The sequence below is a fragment of the Acidovorax sp. genome (assembly GCF_046291265.1).
Lineage (GTDB): Bacteria > Pseudomonadota > Gammaproteobacteria > Burkholderiales > Burkholderiaceae_C > Acidovorax.
Window position 1 is genome coordinate 22,908 of record NZ_JBKBTV010000043.1, and the last position, 19,716, is coordinate 42,623.

The 19,716-nt window shown below is 65.0% G+C and carries 20 protein-coding genes; 9 read left to right on the forward strand and 11 right to left on the reverse strand.

All coding sequences use genetic code 11. The annotated features are described in order from the left end of the window. Nucleotides 1-186: 186 nt before the first annotated feature. The 4 genes from ACK41V_RS15955 to ACK41V_RS15970 form a co-directional block, all read right to left on the reverse strand. On the reverse strand, nucleotides 187-807 hold the full coding sequence (locus tag ACK41V_RS15955) for a histidine phosphatase family protein (RefSeq protein WP_409783602.1): 621 nt from the start codon (nucleotides 805-807) through the stop codon (nucleotides 187-189). Then, entirely contained in the window at nucleotides 785-1,753 is a 969-nt protein-coding gene (locus ACK41V_RS15960) for an MBL fold metallo-hydrolase (protein ID WP_409783604.1), read from the reverse strand. Before ACK41V_RS15960 ends, ACK41V_RS15955 begins: the two co-directional genes overlap by 23 nt. A gap of 139 nt (nucleotides 1,754-1,892) precedes the next feature. After that, a complete protein-coding gene (locus ACK41V_RS15965) occupies nucleotides 1,893-2,261 on the reverse strand; it encodes a hypothetical protein (protein ID WP_409783606.1) in 369 nt (122 codons plus the stop codon). A gap of 50 nt (nucleotides 2,262-2,311) precedes the next feature. Next, nucleotides 2,312-3,064, reverse strand: coding sequence for an IclR family transcriptional regulator (locus ACK41V_RS15970; RefSeq protein ID WP_409783607.1), 753 nt, complete (start codon nucleotides 3,062-3,064; stop codon nucleotides 2,312-2,314). Between the two features lie 93 nt (nucleotides 3,065-3,157). Between ACK41V_RS15970 and ACK41V_RS15975 the strand changes: the two genes are divergently transcribed. From ACK41V_RS15975 to ACK41V_RS16000, 6 genes are read left to right on the forward strand one after another with little or no spacing between them, the layout of a single operon-like run. Beyond that, nucleotides 3,158-4,003, forward strand: a complete 846-nt coding sequence (locus ACK41V_RS15975; protein ID WP_409783609.1) for an SDR family oxidoreductase — start codon at nucleotides 3,158-3,160, stop codon at nucleotides 4,001-4,003. Further along, entirely contained in the window at nucleotides 4,000-5,334 is a 1,335-nt protein-coding gene (locus tag ACK41V_RS15980; RefSeq protein ID WP_409783611.1) for a flavin-containing monooxygenase, read from the forward strand. The genes ACK41V_RS15975 and ACK41V_RS15980 overlap by 4 nt, the downstream gene beginning before the upstream one ends. Before the next feature lie 10 nt (nucleotides 5,335-5,344). Continuing rightward, nucleotides 5,345-6,280, forward strand: coding sequence for a bile acid:sodium symporter family protein (locus ACK41V_RS15985; protein ID WP_409783612.1), 936 nt, complete (start codon nucleotides 5,345-5,347; stop codon nucleotides 6,278-6,280). Continuing rightward, nucleotides 6,277-7,290, forward strand: a complete 1,014-nt coding sequence (locus tag ACK41V_RS15990; protein ID WP_409783614.1) for an SDR family oxidoreductase — start codon at nucleotides 6,277-6,279, stop codon at nucleotides 7,288-7,290. Before ACK41V_RS15985 ends, ACK41V_RS15990 begins: the two co-directional genes overlap by 4 nt. Continuing rightward, a complete protein-coding gene (locus ACK41V_RS15995) occupies nucleotides 7,287-8,195 on the forward strand; it encodes an EamA family transporter (RefSeq protein WP_409783616.1) in 909 nt (302 codons plus the stop codon). Before ACK41V_RS15990 ends, ACK41V_RS15995 begins: the two co-directional genes overlap by 4 nt. Nucleotides 8,196-8,224: 29 nt before the next feature. Further along, nucleotides 8,225-8,851 (forward strand): ATP-binding cassette domain-containing protein, encoded by a 627-nt coding sequence (locus ACK41V_RS16000; protein ID WP_409783618.1) that lies wholly within the window; start codon nucleotides 8,225-8,227, stop codon nucleotides 8,849-8,851. Nucleotides 8,852-8,863: 12 nt separating this feature from the next. Here the strand turns inward: ACK41V_RS16000 and ACK41V_RS16005 are convergent, their stop codons facing one another. From ACK41V_RS16005 to ACK41V_RS16035, 7 genes are all read right to left on the reverse strand, one after another. Next, nucleotides 8,864-9,691 (reverse strand): LytR/AlgR family response regulator transcription factor, encoded by an 828-nt coding sequence (locus tag ACK41V_RS16005; RefSeq protein WP_409783620.1) that lies wholly within the window; start codon nucleotides 9,689-9,691, stop codon nucleotides 8,864-8,866. Then, nucleotides 9,688-10,749 carry a sensor histidine kinase gene (locus ACK41V_RS16010; RefSeq protein WP_409783622.1) on the reverse strand — a complete coding sequence of 354 codons (1,062 nt, stop codon included), beginning with the start codon at nucleotides 10,747-10,749 and terminating at the stop codon, nucleotides 9,688-9,690. Before ACK41V_RS16010 ends, ACK41V_RS16005 begins: the two co-directional genes overlap by 4 nt. A gap of 17 nt (nucleotides 10,750-10,766) precedes the next feature. After that, complete coding sequence (locus ACK41V_RS16015; RefSeq protein ID WP_409783623.1) at nucleotides 10,767-11,069, reverse strand: 2TM domain-containing protein; 303 nt, start codon at nucleotides 11,067-11,069, stop codon at nucleotides 10,767-10,769. Between the two features lie 52 nt (nucleotides 11,070-11,121). Beyond that, nucleotides 11,122-12,126, reverse strand: a complete 1,005-nt coding sequence (locus ACK41V_RS16020; protein WP_409783625.1) for an alpha/beta hydrolase — start codon at nucleotides 12,124-12,126, stop codon at nucleotides 11,122-11,124. A 12-nt stretch (nucleotides 12,127-12,138) separates the two neighbouring features. Beyond that, nucleotides 12,139-12,432, reverse strand: a complete 294-nt coding sequence (locus ACK41V_RS16025) for a 2TM domain-containing protein (RefSeq protein ID WP_409783627.1) — start codon at nucleotides 12,430-12,432, stop codon at nucleotides 12,139-12,141. Nucleotides 12,433-12,466: 34 nt separating this feature from the next. Continuing rightward, on the reverse strand, nucleotides 12,467-13,027 hold the full coding sequence (locus ACK41V_RS16030; RefSeq protein WP_409783629.1) for a DUF6622 family protein: 561 nt from the start codon (nucleotides 13,025-13,027) through the stop codon (nucleotides 12,467-12,469). Between the two features lie 81 nt (nucleotides 13,028-13,108). Next, nucleotides 13,109-13,519, reverse strand: coding sequence for a DUF2306 domain-containing protein (locus ACK41V_RS16035; protein WP_409783630.1), 411 nt, complete (start codon nucleotides 13,517-13,519; stop codon nucleotides 13,109-13,111). Nucleotides 13,520-13,860: 341 nt separating this feature from the next. Here ACK41V_RS16035 and ACK41V_RS16040 point away from each other — a divergent pair, with 341 nt between their 5' ends. The 3 genes from ACK41V_RS16040 to ACK41V_RS16050 all read left to right on the forward strand — a co-directional run. Beyond that, nucleotides 13,861-15,204, forward strand: a complete 1,344-nt coding sequence (locus ACK41V_RS16040) for an efflux RND transporter periplasmic adaptor subunit (RefSeq protein ID WP_409783632.1) — start codon at nucleotides 13,861-13,863, stop codon at nucleotides 15,202-15,204. Between the two features lie 17 nt (nucleotides 15,205-15,221). Next, a complete protein-coding gene (locus ACK41V_RS16045; RefSeq protein WP_409783634.1) occupies nucleotides 15,222-18,410 on the forward strand; it encodes an efflux RND transporter permease subunit in 3,189 nt (1,062 codons plus the stop codon). After that, nucleotides 18,407-19,716 (forward strand): efflux RND transporter permease subunit (locus ACK41V_RS16050; protein ID WP_409783635.1); only part of this gene is annotated, 1,310 nt, incomplete at its 3' end. The genes ACK41V_RS16045 and ACK41V_RS16050, both read left to right, overlap by 4 nt.

Below are 19,716 nucleotides of genomic sequence, written 5' to 3' on the forward strand. Positions count from 1 at the left end.
GGCATTTCCTTGTGGCTCTGCCTGCCGGGGCATCCGGCACAGCAGCGTGGCTTCAGGATAGTCGATAGCTCCGCGCCAGATGTAGGCAAACGGCCCAGTAATTTGACCGCCAACATGCCCAAGCGTTGTAGCGCTACGGCGCCGCCTGCATATCACCCATGCGCGTGGGTTGGTTGCGCCACTGCCCTACGCAGAAACGACCAGACGCGCCAACACTTCTGTCTTGCCACTGCGGTCCGCCCGCAGGATCAACGCCTCACCCGAACCGGTGTTGGTGTTGGCCAGGTCGGACAGCACAAACATGTGGGTGAACCAGACCTCAAACCTGCCGGGCTTGGCTGTCGCCGCGGTCAGCGCCGCGCGCAGCTCGCGCAGATGACCCGCGCTGGTGGTCTCTGGGCTGCCCCGTGGTGACCCAAGCGCTGGCCAGGTTTCAGGTGTACCAAACGCCAGCGTGGCACTGTCCACGCAGCGGCACCAGGGGCTCGACAGGACCTTGTCGGGTTGCAGCTGCCTTTGCTTGAACCACGCGCCCACTGCGCGCGCCTGGGCGCGGCCGTCTTCGTTCAGGTTGCGCTGGGTGCTGCAATCGCCCAAGCGAAAGCCTGGGGGGTCGAACGTGCCAGGCGCCAGCGAGTGGCGAAAGGCCGCCACCACGCCGCCCTTGCGCAGCAGGACCTCGGCTTCCGAAGCCTGCGCTGCCCAGCTGTGCAGGCTGGCAAAGGCCAGGCCCGCACCCACCGCGCCCGCGCCCAGAACGGCGCGGCGGGCAATGGGGTGGGGTTCAGGTGGCTGGTTGGAAGGCATAGCCAGCACCCGAAGCGGTCATGCGCCCCATGGCAGGGAACGGGAAATGGAATCCGCCCAACATGGCATTGCTGGCCGTGATGCGCTGGAACACCTCGCGGCGCACCTTGCGGGCAGCTTCTGGGTCCATGTCAAAAGTCACCGCCCAGTCGGGGTTGCGCGCAAACAGCGCGGGAACATTGGTCAAGTCCGCGACATAGAAGAACTTCTGGCCGGAAGAGGTCAGCTCAAACAGCGTGTGACCCGGTGTGTGGCCATAGGCCGCCACCGACTTGATGCCCGGGGCGATTTCGGCGTCTGCCGCGAATTGAACCAGCGTATCGGCCGGCATGGCGCCAAAGGTGCGGCGCACATTGTCAAAGGCGCCCTTCATGCCTGCAGGCGCCGCTGCCATGCGGGCATCGTCCATCCAGAAGGCATGCTCGGCAGCGGGCACCATCACTTTGGCCTTGGGGAAGGTGAGTTCACCTGCCTTTGTGCGAATGCCGTTGATGTGATCGCCGTGGTAGTGCGAGATCAGCACGGTGTCGATGTCTGCTGGCTGCAGGCCCGCTGCGCGCAGGCTCTCCAGCAATTTGCCCGTGGTGGGGCCGCCGAACTCGCCCAAACCGGTGTCGATGAGGATTTTGCGTCCGCCTGCCACCACCAGGAAGGGCGTGTAAGGCACATCGATGTAGTCTGTTGGCAGACCTTGCGACGCCAGCAGCGCACGCACGTCGGCCAGTGGTGCGTTTTTCACGAACTCTTCCAGCAGGGGGCGGCGGGTAATGCCATCGTTTAGCGCAATCACCTCAACATCGCCCACCTTCACGCGGCGAAAACTGGGGTTGGGCAAAGTGGGCGTTCCGAAGTTGGGCGCGTTCTGGGCCCATACAGGGACAAAAGAGCCCGCTGCGTAGACGGTCGTAGCGAGGCTTGCACCCAGGAAGTGGCGGCGTGACAGCATAAAACTCTCCAGTCTCAGGTTGAACTAATGAGTTTCGGACTGTAACGCCCGCCCCGCACTCTGCGCCAGCGGGCGCCCGAACCTGTGCGTGACGTGGGGTTTTTAAGCAGTGATGCGCACTGTTCGCTGGTCCGGCGGGCTATTCAATGCCAAAACGATCCCGCAATGCCGCGCAAAAGCCGGGGCCGCCGCTGATCGACAGGGTCAGGGTGGTACGCGGGGCAAGGGGGATACCTGCCAACGTGTGAAGGCTGCGGGCACCTGGCTCGTACTCCAGGGTCAGCGGAGTGCTGCTTTCCTGGACGCCCTGCAGGTCGTACTGCCACTCGCCACCATCTTCCTGTGGGCCACAGGCATCCGGAAATTGCGCATGGGCCCAGGCCAGCACCGCAGCAACTTCGGCATACAAGGCAGGCACCTGTGCGGGCGACACGCTGGCCATGGCGTCGAAGGTGCCGGTGCCATCCGCGTCTTCGCTGTAATCAAAGTCGAGGTAATTGAGGGTCATGGTGGTGGGTAGACCAAAAAGGCCACAGGTAAAAATGAAAAAAGGGGCAACTACGCCCAAGTTCGGCCCAGTGCCTGGGCGGCCTCGCACAGACGGGGCACCTGCTGCAATGCTTGCGGCAGCGACATGCGTGCGGCGGGTGCCTGCAGCGCCACGGCGCTGTGCACCGTGCGTCGCCCCGCGCCCAGAACGGGCACGGCTACGCAGACCAGGCCATCTACAAATTCTTCAGCGTCGGTAGCGTAGCCTTGGCGCGCGATTTGTTCCAGTTCGGCTTCCAGCGCGTCGCGGTTTGTGAGTGTGGTGGCGGTGTGCCGCGTCAGTGGCAAGCCGTTCAAAATGGCCGCCCGCCGCGGGCCAGACAAGTAGGCCAAAAACAACTTGCCGCTGGCCGAGCAGTGAATCGGCACGCGGGTTCCGGGGCGCAGCTCCATGCGCAGCGGGAAGGCCGACTCCACGCGATCCAGGTAAATCACCTCTGCGCCGCTCAATGCGGTCAGGTTGCAGCTTTCGCCGATGTCTGCCACCAATTGACGCAACACCGCGTGGCGCACGCCATGCTGTGTGCCCGCGCTGAGGGTGCTCTCGGCCAGGCGCAGCAGACGTGGGGCCGGGGTGTATCGGCGGCCATCGGGCTCGCGTGCCAGCAAACCACCGCTTTCGAGCTGCCCCAGCATGCGGTGCACGCTGGGCTTCGGCCAGCCCGACGCTTCGATGGCGTCGGCCAGGCTGAAAGGGCGGCCGTGGGCGCACATGATTTCGAGCAGCTCGAACAGGCGCAGGCTGGGGGCGGGCTTGGTCATCAAAAATCTCGTAATTCGAGACGAATCCATAAATGATTTCGAGATTATTCCGCACTGTAGCTAAGCTGCAAGCCAAGATTTTTGGGGACACCCATGACAGCGACTTTCCAGAATGCGGTAGTCACCGGGGCCTGCGGCGGCCTGGGCCAGGCCTTGGCACGCGAGCTGATCGCTCAGGGCGCTTCCGTGGCGCTGGTCGGGCTGCACACATCCACGCTGGGCGCGCTGGCTGCGCTGGCGCCCGAACGCTGCACGGTGTACACGCCCGATGTGGCTGACAGCACCGCGATGCAGGCCATGGCCGCCGACTGGATGGCGCGCGCGGGCATCCCCGATCTGGTGATAGCGAACGCTGGCGTGGCCGGCGGTTTTGACACTGCCGAGGCCGACGACCTGGCCGTGCTGCGCCGCATGCTGGAGATCAACCTATTGGGCGCGGCCACCACCTTCCAGCCGTTCGTGAAAGTAATGCGTGCGCAGCAGCGCGGCGCGCTGGTGGGCGTGGCCAGCATTGCGGGCTGGCGTGGCATGCCGGGCAACGGCGCCTACTGCGCAAGCAAGGGCGGGCTGATCCGCTATTTGGAGAGCCTGCGTGCCGAGTTGCGCGGCGAATCCATCGTGGTCAGCACCGTCAGCCCCGGCTACCTGCGCACCGCGCTCACGGCGGGCAATCGGTTTGCCATGCCCGGTCTCATGGAGCCCGAGGCGGCTGCCAAAGCCATGCTGGCAGGCATTGCGCGGGGGCGCACCCACATTGTTTTGCCCGCACGCATCGGCTGGCTTGCGCGGCTGCTCAATCTGCTGCCCGATGCACTGCACGACCGCCTGCTGCTGGGCCAGCCGCGCAAGCCGCGCGTGGGAGAGGCGGGGGCCACGGCCATTCCGGGCCTGCCATCGCTCAAAGAGACACCGATCAAAAACGAAAGCAAAAACGCATGACAACGGAGACAACACCCACCGTGGCGGACACCCGCACCCAGATCGCGCTGATCGGCGCCGGCCCGAGTGGCCTGGCGGCTGCACGCAACTTGCAAAAGCTGGGCGTGCCCTTCCAGGGCTTTGAAGCGCACACGGACGTAGGGGGGCTGTGGAACATCGAGAACCCGCGCAGCACGGTGTACGAGTCCGCGCACCTCATCTCCAGCAAACACACCACGGAGTTCACCGAATTCCCCATGCGCGCCGAGGTGGCCGACTACCCCAGCCACCGCGAAATGCGTCAATACTTCATGGACTTTGCCGAGCACTTTGGCTTGCGCCCGCACTACTGGTTTGGTACCCGCGTGCAGAAGGTGGAACCTGTGGGAGAGGGCGCAGCACCGCTGTGGCGCATCACCTGGACTCAGCACGGCGGCCCCGCGCAAACCGCAGAGTTCAAAGGCGTGGTGATTGCCAACGGCACGCTGGCCGAGCCCAACATGCCGCGTTTTGAAGGCCAGTTTGACGGCGAGCTGCTGCACACCAGCGCCTACAAAAGCGCCGAGCTGTTCAAAGGCAAACGCGTGCTGGTGGTGGGCGCTGGCAACTCGGGCTGCGACATTGCAGTGGACGCGGTGCACTATGCGCAGAGCGTGGATCTGTCGGTGCGGCGCGGTTACTACTTCGTACCCAAGTACGTTTTCGGCCAGCCCGCCGACACGCTGGGTGGCAAGTTCAAGATGCCGCCCTGGCTCAAGCAGAAGATCGACAGCGTGGTGCTGCAGTGGTTCACCGGCGACCCCGCGCGTTTTGGCCTGCCCAAGCCCGATTACAAGATGTACGAGTCGCACCCCGTGGTGAACTCGCTGGTGCTGCACCACCTGGGCCATGGCGACATCCATGTGAAGCCCGACATTGCACGCTTGGAGGGCCACACCGTTCACTTCAAGGACGGCCGCGCGCAGGACTACGACCTGGTGCTGTGCGCCACCGGCTACAAGCTGCACTACCCCTTCATCGACCACAGCCTGCTCAACTGGCAAGGTATGGCGCCGCAGCTGTACCTCAATATCCTGTCGCCGCGGTTCGACAACCTGGCCGTGATGGGGATGATCGAGGCCAGCGGCATCGGCTGGCAGGGTCGCTACGAGCAGGCCGAGCTGATGGCACGCTTCTTCAAGGCGCAGGCTGAGGGGTCGCCCCGGGCCGAGGCTCTGCGCCAGGCCAAGGCGGGCCCTCCACCCGATCTGTCGGGCGGCTTCAAGTACCTCAAGCTCGAACGCATGGCGTACTACGTGCACAAAGACACCTACCGCAATGCGGTGCGCGCAGCCGCCGCTGCCCTTGCCTGAAAGGCCCGCCATGCTGCCTGTCGACGAAATACGCCTTAACTTCAACCCCGCATCGCTCGTGGCGCTCAATGTGGTGCTGGGTTTTCTCATGTTCGGCATTGCGCTCGATACGCGCGTGGCCGACTTCAAGCGCGTGCTGCGCATGCCAGGCGCCATGGCGGTCGGCATTGCAGCCCAGTTCATCGTGCTGCCAGCGGTGACCTATGTGCTCACGCTGCTGTTGAAACCCGGCCCCAGCATCGCGCTGGGCATGATCCTGGTGGCGTGCTGCCCACCCGGCAATGTCAGCAACATCCTTACGCACCGCGCCGGGGGCAATGTGGCGCTGTCGGTGTCGATGACGGCGATCTCCAACGCGCTGGCCATCGTGCTCATGCCGATCAACTTCGCGTTCTGGGGCGGTTTGCACCCCACGGCAGCGCCGCTCTTGCGCAGCATTGCGCTCGACCCGCTGGAGATGGCGGGGCACATCGTGGTCATCATCGGCGTGCCTTTTGTGCTGGGCATTCTGTGTGCCGAAAAGCTGCCGCGTTTTACCCAGCGGGTGAACAAGCCCGTGCGTATCCTCAGTTTTGTCTGCCTCATCGGTTTCATCGTCGGCGCGGTGGCAGGCAACTGGCGCTACTTTCTGGATTACGTAGGGCTGGTCCTGTTGGCGGTGATCCTTCACGATGCGCTAGCGTTTGGTACCGGCTACGCCTGCGCCCGCGCCTGTGGCCTGCCCGACTACGACCGGCGTGCCGTGACCATCGAAGTGGGTATCCGCAATGCCGGGCTGGGCCTGGTGTTGATCTTCAGCTTCTTTGGCGGCCTGGGTGGCATGGCCGTGGTGGCGGGTGTCTGGGGCTTCTGGGACATCATCGCGGGCCTGGCGCTTGCGGGGTGGTGGGGGCGCAAGCCTGCTGTGGTGCCCCCGGTGGCTGGAGCCAAGGAGCACGGCGCATGACGGACTCTCCGTGGACCACGCGCCGCATCCTGATCACCGGGGCCGACGGTTTTCTGGGGCGTGGTGTCGTGGCGGCGCTGGCGCGCGAGGGCGTACCCACCCTGGTGGCCGCCGATGTGCGTGAAGTGCCTGCCGAGCGCCGCGTGCCCGGCGTGACCTATGTGGTGCTGGATGTGCGCGACCCGGCACTGGCGCAGACGCTGGCCACCCATGCCATCGACAGCGTGGTGCATCTGGCCTCCATCGTCACCCCCGGCAAGGGCTCCAGCCGCGAGTTTGAGTATTCCGTGGATGTCCTTGGCAGCAAAAATGTGCTCGACGCCTGTGTGGCCACAGGGGTCAAGCACATCGTGGTCAGCTCCAGCGGGGCTGCCTATGGCTACCACGCCGACAACCCGGCCTGGCTGCGCGAGACCGATGCGCTGCGCGGCAACGAGGTGTTTGCCTATTCTCACCACAAGCGGTTGGTAGAGGAGATGCTGTCGCAGTACCGCGTCGACCACCCCGCGCTGGCGCAGACGGTGCTGCGCATCGGCACCATCCTGGGCGAACGGGTGGACAACCAGATCACGGCGCTGTTCGACAAGCCGCGCCTGCTGGCCATCCGGGGCAGCGAGAGCCCGTTTGTATTCATCTGGGACGAAGACGTGACCGGCGCGATCCTGCACGCGCTGCGCACACAGCGTGCAGGCTGCTTCAACCTAGCAGGCGACGGTGCGCTGCCGCTGCGCGAGATCGCCCGACGCCTGGGTAAGCCCGTGCTGGAGCTGCCTGCGGGCCTGCTGCGCGCCGCGCTGGCGGTGGGCTCCACGCTTGGCCTGAGCCGCTACGGGCCCGAGCAGCTGGATTTTCTGCGCTACCGCCCGGTGCTCCTTAACACTGCACTCAAGGAATTGCTGGGCTATGTGCCCGGAAAGACCAGTGCCGAGGCGTTCGACGCCTTCGTGGCTGCCCGGGCGCGCCAAGGGCGGCCGGTGGCGGCGGCTGGGGCTCCGGCGGTGGCTGCATGACGGCGCTGGCACTGAGCCGTGGCGACCTGCTGCGCGCGCTGGCCGTGGTGGTCATCTGGGGGCTGAATTTTGTGGTGATGAAGCTGGGCTTGCAGGGGCTCAGCCCCATGCTGCTGGGCGCCTTGCGTTTCACTGCGGCATCCCTGCCGTTTCTGCTGTTCGTGCCCCGCCCATCCATGCCCTGGCGCTTTGTGGTGGGCTACGGGCTGGCGCAGGGGCTGGGGCAGTTTGGTTTTCTGTTTCTGGGTTTGCAGCTGGGCATGACGGCGGGCATGGCCTCCGTGGTCATGCAGACGCAAGCCTTCTTTACCCTGCTGCTGGCCGCACCGTTGCTGGGTGAGCGCGCCAAGCCCTGGCAGTGGTGGGGACTGCTGTTGGCGTTTGGGGGCTTGATGACGATTGGCTTGGCACATGGCGAAGGGCCCGGGCAGATGACGCTGGCCGGTTTTGTGCTCACGCTCGGCGCCGCCTTCATGTGGGCGGTGTCCAACCTGGTGGTTCGGCGTGCTGCGCAGGCGGGCGCCTATGCGCCGTTTCCGTTCATCGTGTGGAGCAGCGTGGTGCCCATCGTTCCGTTCTTCGCGCTGGCGGTGTGGACCGAAGGCGCCAGCGGCGTAGTGGAGCAATTGCAGGCCGTGGACGGTACGGCTTTGCTCGCGGTGCTTTACCTGGCATTGCTGGCCACCTTGCTGGCCTACACGCTGTGGACGCAGTTGCTGCAACGCCATCCCGCCGGACGGGTCACGCCGTTTTCGCTGCTGGTGCCGGTGGTGGGGCTGTGGGCTGCGTATGCGTTTTTGGGTGAGACGCCTTTGCCGCTGCAGTGGGCGGGCGCAGCCGCCGTGTTGTGTGGCTTGGTGGTCAACCAGACCGGTGGCTGGCTGTGGGCACGGCGCGCTTCCTAGAATCCGGTCTTTGATTGCAAGGAAACAGGGTGGCCGACAACATGGTTTTGCAGGTAGAGGGATTGAGTTTTGCGTACCCCGAATGTGGGGTGCTTGAGCGTTGGTCCATGGCGTTGCCCGCAGGCCTGGCGCTGGTGCGGGGCGACGAGAGCAGTGGCAAGACCACCTTGTTGCGTCTGCTGGCGGGGGATCTCAAGCCGCAGGCGGGGCAGATCACGTTGCAGGGGCTGAACGCAAGCGAAGCGCCCAAGGCCTATGCAGAGCAGGTGTTCTGGGCCGATCCGCGCTCGGGTGACCTGGACCCACTCACCGCCCGTGGCTGGCTGGGCAGCTTGCCCGCCCGCTACCCGCTGTGGGACACCGCAGCGCTGGCGACGCACACCGAAGGCTTCACGCTGCACGAACACCTGGACAAGCCGTTCTATGCGCTGTCCACCGGCAGCAAGCGCAAGGTGCTGATGGCCGGGGCCCTGGCTTCGGGCGCGCCGCTGACCTTGATCGACGAGCCGATTGGCGGGCTCGACAAGCCGTCGGTGGCTTATTTGGCGCGTGCGTTGGCCCAGATGGCTGCTGAGCCCGGGCGGGTGGTGGTGGTTGCGCATTACGAGGCGCTGCCCGGCGTGCTCTGGGGCACGGTGGTAGACCTGCCCGGCTAACTGATGGATTGACTACATCGCCTTGAACAGGTGGGCGTAAAGGCGGCTTACCGGCAGCTTCTCGGCCCGGCCCGCCAGTTCCAGATGCAGCTTGCCCACCTCGTCGCGCGTCACCGTGGTGATAGCGCTGGCGCGCACCAGGGTGCTGCGGTGGATCTGCCAGAACACCTGGGTATCCAGCTGGGCCGTCAGCTCCTTGAGTGGCGTGCGGATCAAATACTCGCGCGCCGCCGTCAGCACCCGCACGTATTTGTCGGCCGCTTCAAAGTACAGCACGTCGGCCACCGGCACCATGTGGATCTGGCTGCCGCTGCTGGCCTGGATGAGGGTGAGGGGCGCGGTGTTGCCCTGTGCCGCCGTAGCGGGCGGCGAGGCGATACCGGGCGCTGTCAGCAGGTGGCGCAGTTGTGCCATGGTTGCTTCTAAATTGATAGCTGGTTGCGCTTTATTCATAAGCGCTAGCTGCAGTTTTTGCACTGTTTTTTGCAACCGCGCTGCCTGAACAGGCTTGAGCAGGTAGTCCACGGCCTGGGCCTCAAACGCCTGCACGGCGTACTGGTCGTAAGCTGTCACGAATACGAGCGCGGGAAAAGGTTTGCTGTCGGGCCAGGCGTCGGCCAGCTCCACGGCGGCGTCCAGGCCGCTCTGGCCCGGCATGCGGATGTCGAAGAACAGCACGTCGGGCAGCAGGGCCAGTGCCTGTTTGACGGCAGACAAACCGTCTCCCACGGTGGCGGCTATCTGCAGTTCGGGCCAGGCGTGGGCCAGCTCCTGCCGCAGCGCCGCGGCCAGTAGGTGTTCGTCCTCGGCAATCAGGGCGCGGGGGGCGGGCTGGTTCATGGGCTGGGGGAGAATTTCAAGGGAAAAACGACGCTAGCGCTTGTCCCTATTGGGCTAGCAGCTATTAATTCGAGAGTGCCTGCTGCTCCGTGCAAGGTGGCCAGGCGCTCGCGCACCTGGGTCAGGCCAAAGCTCTGGCCGGGGCCCGGGGTGGGCAGCGCGTCGGGCAGGCCCGCGCCGGTGTCGTTGACCTCGATCACCAGCATCGGGCCGCTGGCGCCCGGGCGCGTGCTGGCGCGCACGGTGATGTGGCCGCCGTCCACCTGGGGCTCCAGGCCGTGGCGGATGGCGTTTTCCACCAAGGGCTGCAGCAGCAGCGGGGGCACGGGCGCATCGCGCAGGGTATCGGGCAGGTCCAGCGTGTAGGCAAGGCGCGGGCCCATGCGCACGGCCATCAGCTCCAGGTAGTCGCGCAGGCGGTCAAACTCGTGGGCCAGCGGGTGTAAGGTGCTGCGCGACGCGCTGAGCGTGGCGCGCAGGTAGGCAATGATGCGGTCCAGCATGGCTTGCGCGCGCGCGGGGTCGGTGCCGATCAGCACGCGCAGGTTGGCCAGCGTGTTGAACAGCATGTGGGGTTCAAGCTGGGTTTCCAGCAGCTTGAGCTGCGCCTCGGTGGCCTGGCTGCGCACCTCGGTCACCTTGGCTTGCAGCCAGGCGCTTTTACCCCGGCTATAGAAAAAGTAGGTCAACGCAAGGGCCGACAGCACCGTGACGCCGATGGAGATGCGCAGTTGGGGGCGATCCTCCAGGTTCCAGGACGAGAAGCCGAACCAGCGATCCGCAAACAAGGTGCCCCCCAAGTAGCCCAGCACATTGCCGACGAGAGGCAGGGCAATGCCAACGGCCCCCTCCGGCCAGCCGGTTTCATCACTGGACGGAAAAAAATGGCGGCCGAAGTCAATCAGCACCCAGGACAGCAACCCGATGGACAGCGAGTAGACAAGCGCGATCTCATAGGGCTTGTAGGGCATGAACGCGTAGTAGATCGCAGCGATGGCCAGGCAAAACGCGACGATCTGCAGAAAATGCCGAAGCTTGGCGATCCAGTCGATTTTCATGCGGGCTTCGTCGCCGTTCAGCGGCCGTTGCGGTCTTGCTCGCGCTGCAGCCGCTCGCGCTCTTTGTGCACCATGCGCTCGCGCAGGCCGCTGCTCGTGCCCAAAACAAACACCGAGATGCCGTGCAGCGCGAGGCCCAGCCCCCAGCCCAGCAACGGGTACACCGACCAGGGCCGGTCGCCAAAGCCGTAGCGCGAGATGCCAAAAAGCACCAGATTGACCACGGTGAACGCTGCGGCATGGGTGAACCAGCCCAGTTTGGCGCCAGCGCGCTTGCGGGCCAGTTGGTCAAGGTCGTCGGGTGTCAGGGGGTGGGGCATAGAGGCGCAATTTTAGGCGGGTGATGGCGCCGCAATGCCCGTGGTGGGGCGGTCAAGCCTTGCAGGCCTGCGCCACCGCTTGCACGGCCACGTCGTCCAGCGTCAGGCCCATGTGGTTCACGCCGGGCACCAGGGTCACTGGCACGGGCTTGCCCGCTTGGGAAAACAGGTCGGTAAAGCGGTCTGCGTAAAAAAGCTCGTCGTCCTGCCCGGCCACGATGCAGATCGTGCCGCGGGCGTTGCGGATGTCGTTTTGGTAGTCGTTGTGGGGGCGGAAGTTGGTGGCGACGGTGTAGGAGTAGCTCGGGGTCAGCAGGCTGCGCGCGACATCGTTGAGCGCAAAACGCAGCACCGGCAGGTCGTTCCAGCGGCTGATGCCGATCTGGTTGAGCACGGTGAGCGCAACAATGCGTGGCAACCCCACCGATGCCCAGCCACCACTGTCGGGCCGCGACGTGGGCGCGTTGTGGTGCACAAAGGGCGAGAGCAGCACGTAGCGGTCGAACAAGTCCTGCCGTGCGTCGCCTGCAAAGCGCAGCGCAAAGCCACCTCCGGCCGAAAAGCCCATCAGTGTCTGCGGGCCGGTGTGGGGCACGGCGCGCAGAAAGTCTTCCACATCGTCTTCCATCTGGCCCACATAGGCGGCCTGCCCACGCACACCTGATTCACCATGTCCCCGCATGTCCAGTGCTGCCACGGCAAACCCCTCCGCCGCCAGGGCCTGGGCCAGCACGTGCATGGATTGCCCGCGGGCGGATGAACCATGTACCAGGACCACGCGGCGGGCGGGGGCGGTGGTGGCCGATGGCGCGGGCGTGTAGCCGTACCAGGCAAGCGAGGTCCCATCACGCGCGGTGTATCGCTGCACCTTCGGCACTTTGCTGTAGTCCACGTCCCGGAACGGATTGTTGATGCTGGCCAGCGGCGGTATGTCCTTGGGTCCACCCCAGGCCACCGCAGCAGCGCAGCCGACGATCACGCCAGATACAGCAATAGCGAGAACGGATATCAGCATGGTGACGATGCGGCGGGGGCGGAGGGCAGGGGATGGGATCATGGCGGCGGTCGGTCAAGAAGCGCGGTCTTGCGCCGCGATGCGGCTGCGTTCCGCCTGCACCAAGCGCTCGTACACCCCGCCGCCGCCCGTCACCAAAAACACCACCACGCCATGCACGGCCAGGCCAATGCCCCATCCCACTGCCGGGAACACCGCCCAATGGCGGCCGCTGGCGGCAGACAGTGTGATCAGCAAAAGGTTGACCAGGATGTAGACGCTGGCGTGCAAATACCAGCCAAGCTTGGCGCCAGCGCGTTTGCGGGCCAGGCGTTCGATGGGGTCGGCGGTAGGGTGGTCGTGGCGCATGGGGTGGTCCGGGTGGTGAGAGGGATGGGGGCGTTCAAGCGGATGCGGGTGTTGCGGCCAGTGGATTGTTCTGGCGGGCCAGCCGCCACAGGCGCAGTGCCCGGGCCGCAAACAGGCCGTTGAACACTCCATACAGCACGGCGATCTGCAGCGCAAAACTGCTGTCTCGGGTCAGGGCCGGCTGCAGGGCCAGCTCGACCCCCACGAAATACTTGGTCAGAAAAATCCCGAGGATCAGCGCCAGGGGCATGGCACTGCCGGGGATGAAGAAGCTGCGCGAACTGCCTGCATACAGCGTGTCGCTGGGAGCGGTTGGCTGAAGCCACAGGGCAAGGGCTGCGATCAGCGTGGCGGCAATCAACCAAGCACCGAGCACCGTGCCTGCCTTGCCAAAAGCCGACACAAGCCCATAGACCGAGAGACCGGTCATCGCTACCGGCATGACCATGGCACGCACCAGGCTGACATTGCGGTCGAAAAGCTGACTGCCCCCCAAACCCAGTAATCCGGCCAGCAGGCCCCACACCCAGAAGGGGGTGTTCTGAATGATCTGGCCCAGCATCTGGGGCTGTTGGGTGAGGAGGTTGAGCAGCATGGCGGTGGTCCGATGAAGAAAGAACGAAAGGATGGAGGGGCGAGACTATTGGTTGGCGGTCGGGTGCTGCGTGGCGCGGTGTCAGATCCCGCCCAGCGCAGTCCACAGCGAGCGCCCCAGCAAACGATCTGGCAGCAGGGTGAAGCCACCGGCAACCAAACAGGCACCGATGTAGATGTATTGCATGGTCTGGCGGTGCCCCACGATGTTCCGACGTGCCAGGAACACAAAGGAAACCACGAGCATGGACAGCGTGAGCGGGATCAGCAGGTGAATGAGTCCAAAACTGCCCCAGCGCGGGCCGCTGCCGCCGCTGATGAAGATGGCAGACACGGCTGTGGCCACCATCAGGGTCACCCAGGCATATCCCGCAGCCCGGTGCAACCGTGGCCGCTGGGAGCGGCCCTTGCGTGCCCACAGTGCGACAGGGCCAATGGCAGTGGCGGCCAGCGCGGCAGCCAGGTGGATGGCGATGACGGGAGTGAGTTGCATGGGTGGGCTCCTGGAGCGTTCGGTGGAGTGAACTGTGCCCACCCGCCCTGCGCTTCGCCAGCGCAGTGCGACGAAATGCGGATGTGCGGGTGCGAGATGCAGGATGAGGGCGTGAGGTGAAGGCCTGTTCAGCAGGGGTGGGGGAGGCACTGGCATTCGGTTCTGTGTGCCCTGGGCTCTGAACCTGGATTCAAGGGGGAAACCCTCAGGTTTACTTTTCTTCGCACAGCGTTCAAGGCAGAGCGTGGGTGGACCCTCTACGATCCGATACGGCGCGACCCAGCAGATCCCGCGCCTGGCCCATCCCGGCCCGCACTCCAAGAACACGAATCAGGACCGTCATGAACCCGCAAGAAGCCAACGCGCGCCCACCATCGGCCATTCCCCCCGCTCCTCCCAATCACCCGCCGCGCCGCTCTCGCTTGGTGGGAACCGTCGTGGCGCTGCTGCTGGTGGCGCTGGTGGGCACAGCCGCCTGGTACCTGGTCAAGCGCGCCAATGGCGACCCCGGTGAGGGCATGCCCAGGGGCCCAGGTGGCGGCCGTCCCACGGTGACCGTGGGTGACGCGGTGGCCCGCAAGGCCGAACTGCCGGTGATCATCGATGCGCTGGGCACCGTGACGCCCGCGACCACCGTCATCCTTCGACCCCAGGTGTCGGGCATGCTGACTCAGGTGTTGTTCACCGAGGGGCAGATGGTCAAGAAAGGGCAATTGCTGGCGCAGATCGACCCCCGGCCTTTCGAGCAGGCGCTGATGCAGGCGCAAGGCACCCGCCAACGCGATGAGGCGCAGCTGGACAACGCGCGCCTGACGCTGGAGCGTTACCGCACATTGCTGTCGCAAGACTCCATCGCCCGCCAGGATGTGGATACCCAGGCCGCACTGGTCAAGCAGCTGGAAGGCACCGTGATGACGGACAAAGCCCAGGAGAGCACGGCCCGGTTGAACCTGGACTACACGCGCATCACTGCACCTGCAACAGGGCGCATCGGTCTGCGCACGGTGGATGCGGGCAACTACGTGACCTCTGGTGACGCTGCAGGCCTGGCCACGATCACCCAGGTGGCACCGATTGACGTGCAGTTCTCAGTCCCCCAGGACCGGGTCAGCGACATCCGCGCAGCGCAGACCGATTCGGCCATGTTGGCCGTGACCGCCCTTGACCGGACGCGAAAAACCGAGCTGGACAAAGGCCAGTTCTCCACCCTCGACAACCAGGCGGACACCACCACCGGCACCGTCAAAGCCAAGGCGCGTTTTGACAACGCTGCGGGCGCGCTGTTCCCCAACCAGTTTGTGAACGTGCAGTTGCTGCTGCGCAATGTGCCTGCTGTGGTGGTGCCAGTGACTGCCGTGCGCACAGGCGCCAATGGCGACTATGTGTATGTCATCAATGAAGACCGCACCGTCTCGCTGCGCAAGATCAAACGCGGGCAGGCCACTGTGGGACTGATGGCGATTGCCGAGGGCTTGCAAGAGGGCGAGCGGGTGGTGACAGAAGGCGGCGACCGCCTGCAGGACGGCATGGCCGTGCAACTTCCGGGTGCTGCAGGAACGCCTGGTGCGCGCGGGCCGCGCACGGGCGCCAGCGGCGCGCGCGGCGGGGCATCGGGGCCACGCAGTGGCGCTTCGGCCGCTGGCGAAGGTGGCCAGCGCCGCCAGCGTCCCGTCCAGAACCCTTGAGCACGGGCTGATACAGCATGAGTCCTTCGCGTCCGTTCATTGAAAGACCCGTTGCCACGGCGCTGCTGATGGTGGCCATCGTGCTGGCCGGGCTGGTGGGTTTCCGTTTTCTGCCGTTGTCGGCCTTGCCCGAGGTGGACTACCCGACCATCCAGGTGCAGACCCTGTACCCCGGGGCCAGCCCCGAGGTGATGAGCCGCACCGTGAGTGCGCCGCTGGAGCGCCAGTTTGGGCAGATGTCGGGCCTGGAGCGCATGGCGTCGACCAGCGCCTCGGGTGTCTCCATCATCACGCTGCAGTTTGGCCTGGGGTTGGCGCTGGATGTGGCTGAGCAGGAGGTGCAGGCAGCCATCAACGCGGGCAACTCGCTGCTGCCAGCCGACTTGCCTGCGCCGCCGGTGTACGCCAAGGTCAACCCGGCCGATGCGCCCGTGCTCACGCTGGCCATCAGTTCGGATTCTTTGCCCTTGACCGAGGTGCAAAACCTGGTGAACACGCGCCTGGCGCAAAAAATCAGCCAGGTGGGAGGCGTCGGGCTGGTGTCGCTGGCGGGCGGTCAGCGTCCGGCCATGCGCATTCAAGCGGACACCAAGGCCCTGGCGTCTTATGGCATTGGGCTGGACACGCTGCGCACCGCCATCACCTCCGCCAACGCGAACAGCGCCAAGGGCAGTTTTGATGGCCCCCTGCGCTCTTACACCATCAACGCCAACGACCAATTGTTGACGGTGGATGATTACAAGAACCTCATCGTGTCTTGGCGCAACGGCGCCCCGGTGCGCATGGTGGAGGTGGCCCGCGTGGTGGAAAGCGCCGAGAACAACCGGCTGGGTGCGTGGGCAGGCCGCGCTGCGCCGGGCCGCCCCAAGCAAGCGGATACCCCCTCGGGGGGCAGCGAACCACACGAAGTGGGGAGCGTGGGGGCCACAATCTCTCCGGCGATCATCTTGAATGTGCAGCGGCAGCCGGGCGCCAACGTGATTGCCACGGTGGACGACATCAAGAAGCTGCTGCCCGAGCTGCAGGCCGGGTTGCCCGCGTCGCTGAAGGTTGAGGTGCTGTCAGACCGCACCACGGGCATCCGGTCATCTGTGCACCATGTGGAGATGGAACTGGCGCTGGCCGTGTTGATGGTGGTGCTGGTGATCTTCTTCTTCTTGCACAGCGTCCGCGCCACGGTCATCGCCAGCCTGGCGGTGCCCATTTCGCTCATCGGCACCTGCGGCGTCATGTACCTGCTGGGCTACAGCCTCAACAACCTGAGCCTGATGGCGTTGACCATTGCCACGGGTTTTGTGGTGGACGATGCCATCGTGATGATCGAAAACATCGCGCGCTATCTGGAAAAAGGTGAACCCCCCTTCCAGGCGGCGCTCAAGGGCGCCACGCAGATTGGTTTCACGATCATCTCGCTCACGGTGTCGCTGATTGCGGTGCTGATCCCGCTGCTTTTCATGGGTGACGTGGTGGGGCGTTTGTTTCGCGAGTTTGCCGTCACGCTGGCCATCACCATCTTGATCTCTGGGGTCGTGTCGCTCACGCTGGTGCCCATGATGGCCGCGCGCTGGTTGCGCGCAGAACCCGAGGGTGGACCCAAAGGGGTGGCTGGCAGCATCAATCGCGGCTTTGACCGGGTAATTGCGGGCTATGACCGTTGGTTGACCTGGGTGCTGCGGCACCAGGGCGCCACGATGGTGGTGGCCGTGCTCACGCTGGTGCTGACGGCGTTGTTGTACGTGGTCATCCCCAAGGGCTTGTTCCCCACGCAGGACACAGGGCAGCTGCAGGCGCGCATCGAGGCGTCGCAAGACGTGTCGTATGCGCGCATGAGCGAACTGCAACAGGCGGCAGTGCGCGCCATTTTGCAAGACCCGGATGTGGCATCACTCAGCTCGTTTGTGGGGGTGGATGCCGCCAACAACACCATGCTGAACGCGGGCCGCATGCTCATCAACCTCAAGCCCCAGCGCGACGCACAGGAGACCATCATCGGTCGGCTGCGCGAACGGGTGCAGTCCGTGGCGGGTGTGACGCTGTACCTGCAGCCGACCCAAGACCTGACGATTGATGCAGAGACAGGCCCTACCGAATACCGCGTGTCCATTGGCGGGGTGGATTCCGCGCAGGTGAACGCCTGGACCCACAAGCTCGTGGAGCGGCTCAAGAGCGAGCCCAAGGTGCGCAACGCCACCACCGACGCGGGTGCGCAAGGGTTGTCCGCCTTTGTGGACATTGATCGCAACACGGCGTCGCGCCTGTCTGTCACCGCCAGTTCGGTGGACGACACGCTCTACAGCGCGTTCGGTCAGCGCATTGTGTCCACCATCTTTACCGAAACCAACCAGTACCGCGTGATTCTGGAGGCCCAGCAAGAGGATTTGAATACGCCAGAAGCGTTGGGTACGTTGCAGCTGCGTACAGGCTCGGGCTCGCCTACTCCCTTGTCGGCGGTTGCCACCATCCGTGAGCAGTTGGCGCCATTGCAGATCACGCGGGTGGCGCAGTACCCCGCAGCAACGCTGGGGTTTGACAAGGCAGAGGGCGTTTCGCTGGGCAGCGCGGTGGATGCGATCCGCGCGGCAGCCAAAGAGATTGGGTTGCCACAGGGCCTGTCAATGGAGTTTCTGGGCGCTGCGGGGGCGTACGAAAAATCGCTGTCCAGCCAACTGTGGCTCATCCTTGCGGCCATGGTCTGCGTGTACATCGTGCTGGGGGTGCTGTACGAGAGCTACATCCATCCCGTGACGATTTTGTCGACCCTGCCCTCGGCGGGTGTTGGCGCATTGCTCGCACTCATGGTGTCGGGCAACGACCTGGGGGTGATCGGCATCATCGGGATCATCTTGCTGATTGGCATCGTGAAGAAGAACGCGATCATGATGATCGACTTCGCCATCGACGCGGAGCGCAACCAGAACATGCCGCCACAGCAGGCCATTCACCAGGCGGCGTTGCTGCGGTTCCGCCCCATCCTCATGACTACGTTGGCAGCGCTGTTTGCTGCGCTGCCGCTGATGCTGGGCTGGGGCGACGGCGCAGAGCTGCGTCGCCCACTGGGCTTGGCCATTTTCGGCGGGCTCATCCTGAGCCAGATGCTCACGCTGTTCACCACGCCGGTGATCTACCTCGCGTTTGACCGCCTGGGCCGCCGCTGGACGGGACGGGGCACCGCTGCGGCGCCCGTGCAGCCAGGAGAGGCGCTGTGAATCTTTCGCGCCCTTTTGTCGAGCGGCCTGTAGCCACCGTTCTGCTCACCGTCGGGATCGCGTTGGGGGGCATTGCCGCGTTTTTTGTGCTACCCGTCTCGCCGCTGCCGCAAGTGGACTACCCAGCCATTTCGGTGTCTGCCAGCTTGCCCGGTGCCAGCCCAGAGACCATGGCCACCAGCGTGGCGACACCACTGGAGCGTCGGTTGGGTGTGATTTCGGGGGTCAATGAAATGACCTCGACCAGCTCCAACGGGTCTGCCCGCGTGAGCCTGCAGTTTGACCTGAACCGCAACATCGACGCCGCTGCGCGCGAGGTGCAGGCGGCCATCAACGCCTCGCGCGCAGATCTGCCCGCCACCTTGCGCAGCAACCCCACCTACCGCAAGCGCAACTCCGCGGCATCGCCCGTCATCATCCTGGCGCTGACCTCCAAAACGCGGACGCCGGGAGAAATTTATGACGCGGTGTCCAACGTCGTCAGCCAGCGGTTGTCGCAGGTAGATGGCGTGGGCGAGGTGGAAATCGGCGGGGGCTCGCTGCCCGCCGTGCGGGTGGAGCTTCTGCCTTTCGCGCTCAGCCGCTATGGCATCAGCACCGAAGACGTGCGCGCTGCGATTCAGGCGTCGAACGCCAACCGCCCCAAAGGCGCCATCGAAGGGGATGGCCGCCGATTGCAGATTTACACCCCATCGCCCGCCCGCAAGGCCGCAGAGTACGAATCGCTGGTGATCGCTTGGCGCAATGACGCTGCCGTGCGCCTGGGCGACGTTGCCCGTGTCGTGGACGGCGTGGAAAACCGCCGCACGGTGGGGCTGTTCAACGGCGAGCCCGCCATCATCGTGCTGGTCACGCGCCAGCCGGGCGCCAACATCATCGAAACCGTGGATGCCGTGCGGGCGCTGCTGCCAGACCTTCAGGCGCAACTGCCACAGGACATCGCCGTGGCGGTGGCCTCTGACAGCACCAACACCATCCGCTCGTCCCTGCACGAAATCGAACTGACGCTGATGGTGTCGATTGCCCTCGTGGTGTTGGTGGTGGGGCTGTTTCTGCGCAAGGCGCGGGCCACGGTGATTCCTGCGGTGGCCACCATCGTGTCTCTGCTGGGAACCTTCGGGGTCATGTACTTTCTGGGCTTCAGCCTCAACAACCTGAGTTTGATGGCGCTGACGGTGGCCACGGGATTTGTGGTCGACGACGCCATCGTGGTGCTTGAGAACACCATGCGGCACATTGAAGCGGGCATGGACCGCATGCAGGCGGCCCTGCAAGGCGCGCGTGAGGTGGGTTTTACGGTGCTGTC

Bases quoted from the DNA above. Each gene is read 5' to 3' on its own strand.
- ACK41V_RS15985 (WP_409783612.1), top strand. From the start codon at position 5,345: ATGCTGCCTGTCGACGAAATACGCCTTAACTTCAACCCCGCATCGCTC.
- ACK41V_RS15960 (WP_409783604.1), bottom strand. From the start codon at position 1,753: ATGCTGTCACGCCGCCACTTCCTGGGTGCAAGCCTCGCTACGACCGTC.
- ACK41V_RS15965 (WP_409783606.1), bottom strand. From the start codon at position 2,261: ATGACCCTCAATTACCTCGACTTTGATTACAGCGAAGACGCGGATGGC.
- ACK41V_RS15975 (WP_409783609.1), top strand. From the start codon at position 3,158: ATGACAGCGACTTTCCAGAATGCGGTAGTCACCGGGGCCTGCGGCGGC.
- ACK41V_RS15980 (WP_409783611.1), top strand. From the start codon at position 4,000: ATGACAACGGAGACAACACCCACCGTGGCGGACACCCGCACCCAGATC.
- ACK41V_RS15990 (WP_409783614.1), top strand. From the start codon at position 6,277: ATGACGGACTCTCCGTGGACCACGCGCCGCATCCTGATCACCGGGGCC.
- ACK41V_RS16015 (WP_409783623.1), bottom strand. From the start codon at position 11,069: ATGCCCCACCCCCTGACACCCGACGACCTTGACCAACTGGCCCGCAAG.
- ACK41V_RS16020 (WP_409783625.1), bottom strand. From the start codon at position 12,126: ATGATCCCATCCCCTGCCCTCCGCCCCCGCCGCATCGTCACCATGCTG.
- ACK41V_RS16040 (WP_409783632.1), top strand. From the start codon at position 13,861: ATGAACCCGCAAGAAGCCAACGCGCGCCCACCATCGGCCATTCCCCCC.
- ACK41V_RS16030 (WP_409783629.1), bottom strand. From the start codon at position 13,027: ATGCTGCTCAACCTCCTCACCCAACAGCCCCAGATGCTGGGCCAGATC.
- ACK41V_RS16045 (WP_409783634.1), top strand. From the start codon at position 15,222: ATGAGTCCTTCGCGTCCGTTCATTGAAAGACCCGTTGCCACGGCGCTG.
- ACK41V_RS16035 (WP_409783630.1), bottom strand. From the start codon at position 13,519: ATGCAACTCACTCCCGTCATCGCCATCCACCTGGCTGCCGCGCTGGCC.
- ACK41V_RS16010 (WP_409783622.1), bottom strand. From the start codon at position 10,749: ATGAAAATCGACTGGATCGCCAAGCTTCGGCATTTTCTGCAGATCGTC.
- ACK41V_RS15995 (WP_409783616.1), top strand. From the start codon at position 7,287: ATGACGGCGCTGGCACTGAGCCGTGGCGACCTGCTGCGCGCGCTGGCC.
- ACK41V_RS15970 (WP_409783607.1), bottom strand. From the start codon at position 3,064: ATGACCAAGCCCGCCCCCAGCCTGCGCCTGTTCGAGCTGCTCGAAATC.
- ACK41V_RS16025 (WP_409783627.1), bottom strand. From the start codon at position 12,432: ATGCGCCACGACCACCCTACCGCCGACCCCATCGAACGCCTGGCCCGC.
- ACK41V_RS15955 (WP_409783602.1), bottom strand. From the start codon at position 807: ATGCCTTCCAACCAGCCACCTGAACCCCACCCCATTGCCCGCCGCGCC.
- ACK41V_RS16005 (WP_409783620.1), bottom strand. From the start codon at position 9,691: ATGAACCAGCCCGCCCCCCGCGCCCTGATTGCCGAGGACGAACACCTA.